This window comes from Lonsdalea quercina (assembly GCF_900107885.1).
Classification (GTDB): Bacteria; Pseudomonadota; Gammaproteobacteria; order Enterobacterales; family Enterobacteriaceae; genus Lonsdalea; species Lonsdalea quercina.
In genome coordinates this window covers 143,627-152,237 of sequence record NZ_FNQS01000009.1, presented here as the reverse complement: position 1 = coordinate 152,237, position 8,611 = coordinate 143,627, and the positions used below count along the sequence as shown (strand labels likewise).

General features: G+C 54.3%; 5 protein-coding genes, 1 tRNA gene and 2 rRNA genes. All 8 read left to right on the top strand.

The genetic code is table 11. The features are described from left to right. Positions 1-117 (top strand): 23S ribosomal RNA (locus BLU64_RS13240); the annotation flags it as partial. Between the two features lie 106 nt (positions 118-223). Next, positions 224-339: ribosomal RNA gene (rrf, locus tag BLU64_RS13235) — 5S ribosomal RNA — on the top strand. Positions 340-404: 65 nt separating this feature from the next. After that, positions 405-481: transfer RNA gene (locus BLU64_RS13230), tRNA-Asp, on the top strand. Between the two features lie 1,937 nt (positions 482-2,418). Next, positions 2,419-3,216, top strand: coding sequence for a trehalose-phosphatase (otsB, locus tag BLU64_RS13225; protein ID WP_235195071.1), 798 nt, complete (start codon positions 2,419-2,421; stop codon positions 3,214-3,216). Then, a complete protein-coding gene (locus tag BLU64_RS13220; protein ID WP_074728980.1) occupies positions 3,213-4,592 on the top strand; it encodes an alpha,alpha-trehalose-phosphate synthase (UDP-forming) in 1,380 nt (459 codons plus the stop codon). Before otsB ends, BLU64_RS13220 begins: the two co-directional genes overlap by 4 nt. A gap of 216 nt (positions 4,593-4,808) precedes the next feature. Continuing rightward, the gene (locus BLU64_RS13210) at positions 4,809-6,284 is read left to right on the top strand and encodes a GMC oxidoreductase (RefSeq protein WP_074728977.1); all 1,476 of its coding nucleotides are present in this window, start codon (positions 4,809-4,811) and stop codon (positions 6,282-6,284) included. Positions 6,285-6,309: 25 nt separating this feature from the next. Then, entirely contained in the window at positions 6,310-7,620 is a 1,311-nt protein-coding gene (locus BLU64_RS13205) for an aminotransferase class III-fold pyridoxal phosphate-dependent enzyme (RefSeq protein ID WP_074728975.1), read from the top strand. Beyond that, on the top strand, positions 7,604-8,533 hold the full coding sequence (locus tag BLU64_RS13200; RefSeq protein ID WP_026741837.1) for a sulfotransferase family protein: 930 nt from the start codon (positions 7,604-7,606) through the stop codon (positions 8,531-8,533). The genes BLU64_RS13205 and BLU64_RS13200 overlap by 17 nt, the downstream gene beginning before the upstream one ends. Positions 8,534-8,611: the final 78 nt, after the last annotated feature.

Genomic DNA, 8,611 nt, shown 5'->3' with positions numbered 1-8,611 from the left:
CCTGGGACTTTAAGTCCCCTGAAGGGCCGTTGAAGACGACGACGTAGATAGGCTGGATGTGTAAGCGTAGCGATACGTTGAGCTAACCAGTACTAATGACCCGAGAGGCTTAACCTTACAACACCGAAGGTGTTTTTAGAGAGACGAGATTCAGCTTGTTCAAAGATTGGTTCTGGTGGTTGCACGGGAAGAGAGTGTAACGGCTGGAATGAAACAGAATTTGCCTGGCGGCGATAGCGCGGTGGTCCCACCTGACCCCATGCCGAACTCAGCAGTGAAACGCCGTAGCGCCGATGGTAGTGTGGGGTCTCCCCATGTGAGAGTAGGGAACTGCCAGGCATTAATTTAAGGTGCACAGCACCGGTTACTGGAAGACGATTATCCGGTAACGATACAGAATCGGTGGAGCGGTAGTTCAGTTGGTTAGAATACCTGCCTGTCACGCAGGGGGTCGCGGGTTCGAGTCCCGTCCGTTCCGCCACTTATATTGTCCTGGGATGTTCTTCATGCCCAGATGGAAAAAACCGTACTACCGTAAAGGGGTACGGTTTTTTTTCGTCCTTAAGATACCGTGATAATCAGCGGGTACTCAAGCGTGAAATGATCCACATAGATCAAACCCCATTTATCTTTCCTACTGTCTTTTTCGGAAATTAGCGAGAGTGTTGTCAACTGTCCCCCTCGCCTGATGAGAGGCGATTCACGTCTTCTCTCTGGATACCTGTGAAAACGATTGGAATCGCTCTTTGATCGCGCAGTGCTGTCCTATCCTGCCGTTTCCAGCGTATGGCAACTAGCCAGCGCTGCACTTCCTTCCCGATAAACATTTGCCCTTTAATCTCCCCATGGCTATCTACTGCGATCAAGACAAATCGCTTACAAAAGGATGCACTGGGGGAAATCCTCCGAGCATACCTTCCTCCTATTCCAGGAGCCTTAATCCCTCAGCCATCTTTCACTGACGCTCAGCAAAGCGCCCATATTGCACTCAATAATTGTTCATTCAGATCCCAGAAAATCATCTCATGGTCTGATGGATATCTTCTGTCGCTTATCATGACCTCTTTATGCGATCGCCCCTTCCTGTGGACTCCTCGCCGGCTTTTGACGAACTGCTGGGACTTCACTGTCGTTTGGGCGGGATGCCTGAATCGATCTCGCGAGCCTGATCGTCTTCACTGGTTTAGTTATTGAAGTCATAAAGTAATTTTTTGGTCAGCTAAACGGTGCGGGTATTATTTTTAAGTCCATCACTTCTATAAAAAAACCAAAAAATACCATCCGTAACTAAGGGGGAGAAACTATCTCTCAATTAATACTTATTAGATGTAGTCATTAAATTTATTTAAAGTGCCTATATAAATTATCTATTGATGGAGATAGGGTTATCTCTGAATAACTAATAGTGATGTTGAAGGAGATTGTAGAGGAATATTTGTTAAGATATGCTTTTTTAAAACAGTATTCAATGATGGTTTTTCAGTATGTTCCTATTGTTGAAGTTGGAGTTTATTTGATTGTTCATGCGCTCTCTCTCTTTTTATTTTCATTTCACTGAGTTAAGTCTCTATTTTTTGAGACTAAATCACAGCATGTTGAAAAAGCATGAATATAATTTTATGGCGCTTAATGAATTATAGTTTTGATTTTGAATCCATTAAGGAACCATTATTAATGAATGTAACAACCTAAGCGGAGTGTAATGAAAAACATAAATTTAAGAATTGCTTTGTGATTCAACTTGGTTAGAATCTGGTTAACCAAACCTTTATGTTTCGTTGGTTTTCTGAAGACATTCATCAATTCATGATGCGTATTAATCCGTCAGATGATTGTGTTTATCATCATGACATATAAGATTTTTATTTTTTATAAAAGGGTTCTGTTGAGACTGAAACGTATATAAATATACGTATGACGCTCAGCATGGTCATGTGATTGATGGCAATTGTGATGAATTCAATGATGTGGTTTGTATAAATCTTTTAATTAATACCAAAATCAATCCATTGCGCGTAAATCACTATGAAGTGGCGAATGAATCTATAGCCAATTAAGCCCAGAGCAATAAATGGATGATGGATTGTGTTTGTTTTCAATCTGGTGAAATAAATAACAATACAAATTCAGGTCCGCCAATTTCTCAGGTGGTACTGATTCAATGTTTATTTTCTGGAAGTACCCGATGATCTTCGGCTATCTCCAGAAATGAGAAGTTCATCTGGGGGACGGAACCCATATCGTCACGTCAGTGAAGGATATCGCTAGACGCTAATTCATGAATGCTGGCGCTCACAGGGAAAAGAGCCGTGAGCGAATTCAGGATGAGTCTAAATGAATCAATTACTGACATCAGGAATACGGCTGCTTTTGGCGAATCAGTACTGAACTCGCTATCACCAAGAGAGGATTGTGAACGTGACTCCAGAAAACCATGAAGATTTGAATCAGCCAGATTCGCTGCCGGCATTGAGGCTTAGCGACACTGCGTTTTTCTTCGATATCGACGGTACGCTCGCGGAAATTTGCGCCCGTCCAGAGGACACCTCCATTCCCTTGACGCGCTTATCCCTTCTTCGCCTGCTGTTTCACGGCTGTGATGGCGCCGTAGGGATTATCTCAGGACGGCGTTTAGCGGATATCGATGGTCTGCTGGCGCCGTTGCTGCTCCCTGCGGCGGGAGTTCATGGCGGCGAACGTCGTCGTGCGGATGGGACGGTTCATCGCAGTGAGGTCAGTCTGCCCGTAGAACTCTGTTTGCGACTGAAGTATTGGGTGAGTCAGCATCCCGACGCTTTTCTCGAAGCCAAAGGGAACACTGCCGTGGCGTTGCACTACCGCCAGTGTCCGCAATTCGAACCCGAAGCGGCCCGGCTCGCCTTAGCGCTGATTGAGGATTATCCCCAGTGGGCGGCCCAGCAGGGGAAATGCGTTGTTGAAATTAAGCCTGAAAACGTGAACAAAGGGCGCGCGTTGCGGGCGTTTATGACGGAAACGCCGTTTCAGGGCCGTACCCCCGTCTTCGTGGGTGACGATCTCACCGACGAACAGGGTTTTGATGCTGCGCAGGCGTTGGGAGGGATAGCGATTAAAATCGGCGCTGGCCCTACCTGCGCGAGGCATCGACTGGCGAGTGTCGATGCCGTCGGGGAGTGGTTATCGTGTTTGACCTCGTTCGCCGACCCGCCGTGTGCGGATAAGGCGGTGTCGCGATGAACCGGCTTGTGGTGGTATCTAATCGCGTTCCCCCAGCGTTGGATGACTGTCCCGCGGGAGGATTGGCCAGCGGGATGATGGCCGCACTGGAGCTTAGCGGCGGCGTCTGGTTCGGCTGGAATGGCGAGGTAGAACAGTGTCCAACCCGCGTCGAACAGCGAAGTCTGAATAACGTCACCTTCGCAACGACCGCGCTGACCGCGGAAGAGTATCAACAATATTACTGCGGCTTCTCTAACGGCACGTTGTGGCCGACGTTCCACTACCGCGTCGACCTGGCGCGCTACGACAATGAAGAGTACCAAGGGTATCTGCGCGTTAACCGTCGTCTGGCGCAGATGCTGAAACCGCTGCTTCGGCCGGACGATATCATCTGGGTACAGGATTACCACCTCCTTCCTTTCGCCCAGGCCTGTCGGTCGATTGGCATCCACAACCGTATCGGTTTCTTTCTGCATATTCCTTTCCCGTCTAGCGTCATCGCCATGACGATACCGCCGCACCGTGAGCTGTTCTCGAGCATGACGGATTACGATCTGCTGGGCTTTCAGACCGAAGAAGATCACCAGGCTTTTCGAGATTACGCCAGCCGCATGGGAATGAGCGACGGCATCGTCAACAGCGGCGTTTACCCCATCAGCGTTGCGATTGAACCGCTTAGACAGCTGGCGGAGGACAACTCTTCCGACCTTCATCTGCTAGACCAGGTCTCACGTCATCTGGGACGTAAAGCGATCTTCAGCGTCGACAGGTTGGATTACTCCAAAGGCTTACCTGAGCGCTTCAGCGCTTACGAACTGCTGCTGAAACATTATCCCGAGCATCGGCGGCGGGTTCAGTTTGTCCAGTTCGCGCCGACCACCCGCGATGACATCTTAAGTTACCGCCAGATACGCGAGCAGCTGGATGCGCTGGCCGGGCGCATAAACGGCGGCTACTCCGAGCTGGACTGGCTGGCTCTGAATTACATGAACAAGAACTGCGATCGCCGGCGACTGATGGGCTTATATCGCCAGGCGCACGTCGCCTGCGTCACGCCGCTGCGAGACGGGATGAATCTGGTGGCGAAAGAGTATGTGGCGGTCCAGGAGGAAACGGATCCCGGCGTGCTGGTGTTGTCTTGCTTCGCCGGCGCGGCGAGGGAATTGGATGCCGCGTTGATCGTCAATCCGTACGACCCGCGGGAAGTCGCCGCCGCGCTGGACCGCGCTTTAATGATGCCGCTCGAAGAACGCATAGAACGCCACCAGAGCATGCTGAGCATTTTACGGCATGCCTCCATCGACGTGTGGCTACATCGTTTTGTGGATGACCTGTCGCTGCAACGCCTGGCAGGCGACGCGGGACGGATGCCCTGTGTGTGTTTGAGGGCCTGAGCGCGCTCGGCAAGGATGCATCCCGTAACGACGCGCTAAAACAGATCAAATGGAAGAAAGGCCATGACTCCTGGTGTAGCGGCGGGCGGTGCCGCCCCGTCATTTTCGGCGGCGTTGGTTGCAAGGAATGCGTTGTCGACGATCGGCAGTGCCAGCGGTCCCTGGCCCTGACTGTCTGATGTGTTGATGAAATTTTAAATGAAGGAGCAATGAACCATGACAATGATTAAGCACATTAGCGCTTATCAAGGACGTTTTGACCAATTCGATGCCGTCATTGTGGGCTCCGGCCCCTCCGGCGCGACGGTGGCGCGTACGCTGGCGGAACAGGGCAAGGATGTTCTGATTCTGGAACTGGGCGGACTGGCGTCGCCGGGAGAAGTGCTGGGGACGCATCAGTCCATATATAGCCGGGCCATCACCGGAACCGGGTTACAGGACGGCAACCCCTGGACCGCTTGCTGCGTCGGGGGCGGTATGCAGTTCTATTCCGCTATCACCTTTCGCTACCGCGATGTGGATATGCGGATCAGCCGCTATCTGCATTCGGATATGGAGATGGATTGGCCCATCACCTTGCAAGATCTGGAAGAACATTACGGCTACATCGAATCCATGCTGGGGATGCAAGACGTCAGCAGCTATCCGTTTAGCGCGCGCGGCAAGAAGATCGCCCATGCGATGGCTTCGCTGGGGTACCGCCCGCGTAACATGCCGCTCGCCATTATTCCGGCGGGCTGCGACAACGGATGCCAATTCTGTTCCGCCTGCGACAGCCGCTCTTGTACGACGGGCGCCAAGGCGTCGATTCTGAACCGATCGGTGATTGACGACTCGGCGCTGCCGGGATCCATTACCGTGCTATTCGGCTGCATGGTGAATAGCATCCGGCTCTCCAACGAAGGGCATGCCCAGTCGGCGGAGTGCTATATCCCATTCTCATCCGAACATTTGAGCATTCCCGTCAACAAAATCATCTGCTGCGGCAACGCCATTCAAACCAGCGCGCTGCTGCTGCGCTCGACCTCCGTGCTCGCCCCGCGCGGCATCGGCAACGAGCACGACCTGGTTGGCCGCGGTCTCTCCTTCAAAATCACCGGTTACACGACCGGCTCTAACCCTGCCTGGGCGAAGGAGGATGGGCTGTGCGCCCCGCATCAAGGCGCGCCCGCGTCCGTCTACACCGATGACTTTTATCAGAACGCCGACGTCCCCACCGGTATTGGCGGACTGCTGTATGAGGTGGCCTCCCCGGAACCGCTCCGCAACATCGGCCGCATCCGTTTGCACTATCTCGCGGGCGAAGAGGCGTGGTCCCACAACCGCATCACTCTGGATGAGCATCAGGATGAGTTTGGCAATCCGCTGATCAAGTTCAATTACAAAAACTCCGACAGCGATTTGGCGCGTATTGGCTTTATGGCGGCGCGGGCGGAGGAAATTCTCAGAGAAGCCGGCGCGAAGACGATAGAGCGTGAACCGTCTGTGCATAACAAAGGCGGCTCGCATTTGCATGGTACGGCGCGGGCAGGGACGGATGCCACGCGGTCGGTCGTCGACGTCGCGGGTCTCGTTCACGGTTACGACAACATCTACGTCATGGATGCCTCCGTCATGACCTTTGCCGGAAACTCAAATCCAACTCACACCATTATGGCCAACGCGCGACGCATGGCCGTAGCGATGCGCTGAACCCCACTCAGGAGCGATAAACACGATGGATAATAATCAGCAGCAGTTACGACGGGCGATCGCATCTACCGCCGCCCGCGAATACGACATTTCCGCTCGCCCGCCATTCGTAGTGCAAAGCGCCAAGGGCGCCTGGCTAAAGGACTGCGATGGTCGAACGATTCTGGACATGACCTCGTCAAACGGCACCGTACTTTTCGGCCATCGGCGTACTGAAATCGATCAGGCCGTGGTCGATCAGATTCAGTCGCGCGGCATCATCTTTCCGACCACGCTCTCCCCGCAGCGAATCGAGCTGGCCGAGCAACTGGTGGCGCGCTATCCCAGCGTTGAAAAGGCGGTCTTTTTCCGCACGGGGTCGGACGGCACCTCGGCGGCGATCAGAATGGCCAGAGCCTACACCGGACGGCGGATCGTCCTGTCCAGCGGCTACCACGGCTGGCACGACTGGCATCGTCAGTTTGGTCAGCTTTGCTACGACCCGGAAACGGATGTCTTCCATTTCGGCTACAACCTGCAGGCGCTCTCCACCGCGCTGGATGTGGCGCGAGACCGTATCGCCGCCGTCATCGTCACGCCTGAATTGGGCTGGTTTCCGGAAAGCCACTTTAACGAGATGGGGCGTCTGTGCCGCGCCGCCGGGGTTCCCTTCATTCTCGATGAGGTGATGTCCGGACTGCGTTACGGCGCACATGGCGTTCACGGAGATGGCGGGGTGGATGCCGATTTGATGATTGTCAGTAAAGGCCTCGCCAACGGCTTCGCGCTATCGACCGTCGCCGGAAAGGCGGATCTGATCAACGCCTACGATGCCGCCGGGCTGGCGGGCACCTACAACAAAGAGGTGACTTCGATGGCGGCCGCGCTAGTGGCGCTGCGGATCTTCAGGGAAGAGCGACCTCACGACGCCGCGCTGAAAACCGGCGCTGAGTTGATCCGCCGGCTTCAGATGGCGGCGGATGAGGTCGGCATTCCCCTTTGGGTGACCGGCCCGCCGCTGATGTTTAAAACGGTTTTCGCTAATGCCAAGGTGGCCGATGCGGTGACGGCCGAATGCTTTGCGCATGGCCTGTTTTTAGAGTGCAACGGTACGCACATGATCAATTTCGCCTTTGGTCAGCCGGAGCTGGCGCATGCGGTGTCCATTTTCAAAGCGTCGCTGGAGGCCGTCAAAACGTCTGGAAACGACACCGGCGGGGACATGGGCGCGATTGACGAGAAGCGGCGGAAAGACTATGCGCGCTCTGCGTTCGGCGTGGCCTTTGAGGTGGATCTGGAAGCGGATGTCGTTCACGCCTTAAATTTTCGTCGAGGGTCGTATGAAGCCAGAAGCTAACGTCAAAGCGCCCGTGCTGCTAGGGGGGGAGAATCGCTCTGGGACGACGCTGCAAAGTATTATTTTGGATGCGCATCCCGATCTGGTCGTCGCGCCTGAAATCGATTTTCTTGAGCCGCTCGATCTGGGACCGCACATCCTTGAGGCGGCGCGGCTGCTCTCCGCTAACGATCCCCGCGTGCTCGGTCCGGGCACGGAGACGGAAGATCCCTTCTGGTTTGATGGCGCGCACTTCGTTAAGCAGTGTCAGCGTTCCGGCGTGCCGAATGACGAGCTGATCGAGCTGGTCGAAGCCGCGATGGCCGAACGCAAAAGCGATCTCAGTCGCTTTGTCGATCGCTGCTATCTGATCGAGAAGATCGGCGCCTATCGGCTCAGGAAATACGGCGGCCTGTTCTGGGGCCAAAAGTTGCAGCGCAAAATCGCCCGCATTGATGATTTTGCGCGGATTTGGCCCGAAGCGCGGTTTATCCATATCGTCCGTGATGGCCGAGATCTCTTCGCTTCCCACCTCAAATCCGTCCCCAAATGGGGATACAAAACGCCATCGGAAATGGCGCGCGGCTGGGTAGAGATCGTCTCCCGGCCCGTGACCGTGGCGCCGCAGGGGCGCTATCTGGAGATTCGCTATGAAGATCTGGTGACCTCGCCGGCAGAGGTTATCAAGCGGATGACCGATTTTATCGGCGTTGAGTGGAGCGACCAGGTGTTGGCGCATCACGAGGTTTCGCATGTGTTGTTCGAAAACCCTTGGGATCATCCCGCTGCGGAAGCCGCCGCCAAAGCGATCTCCACGTCCCCGGTCGGGCGTTATCAGCGTGATTTGTCAGCGCGTCAGATCGCCGAGTTCGAGGCGGTGGCGGGACCGCAGCTTAAACGGCTGGGCTATACGCTCTCGGATGAATCGCGCTAGACACGCTCCTTGCGCGGTGATGTTCATTTTAACCTCGGGCCGGCTCGCGCCGTACTCAGGTCGTTCTGAATTACTCAA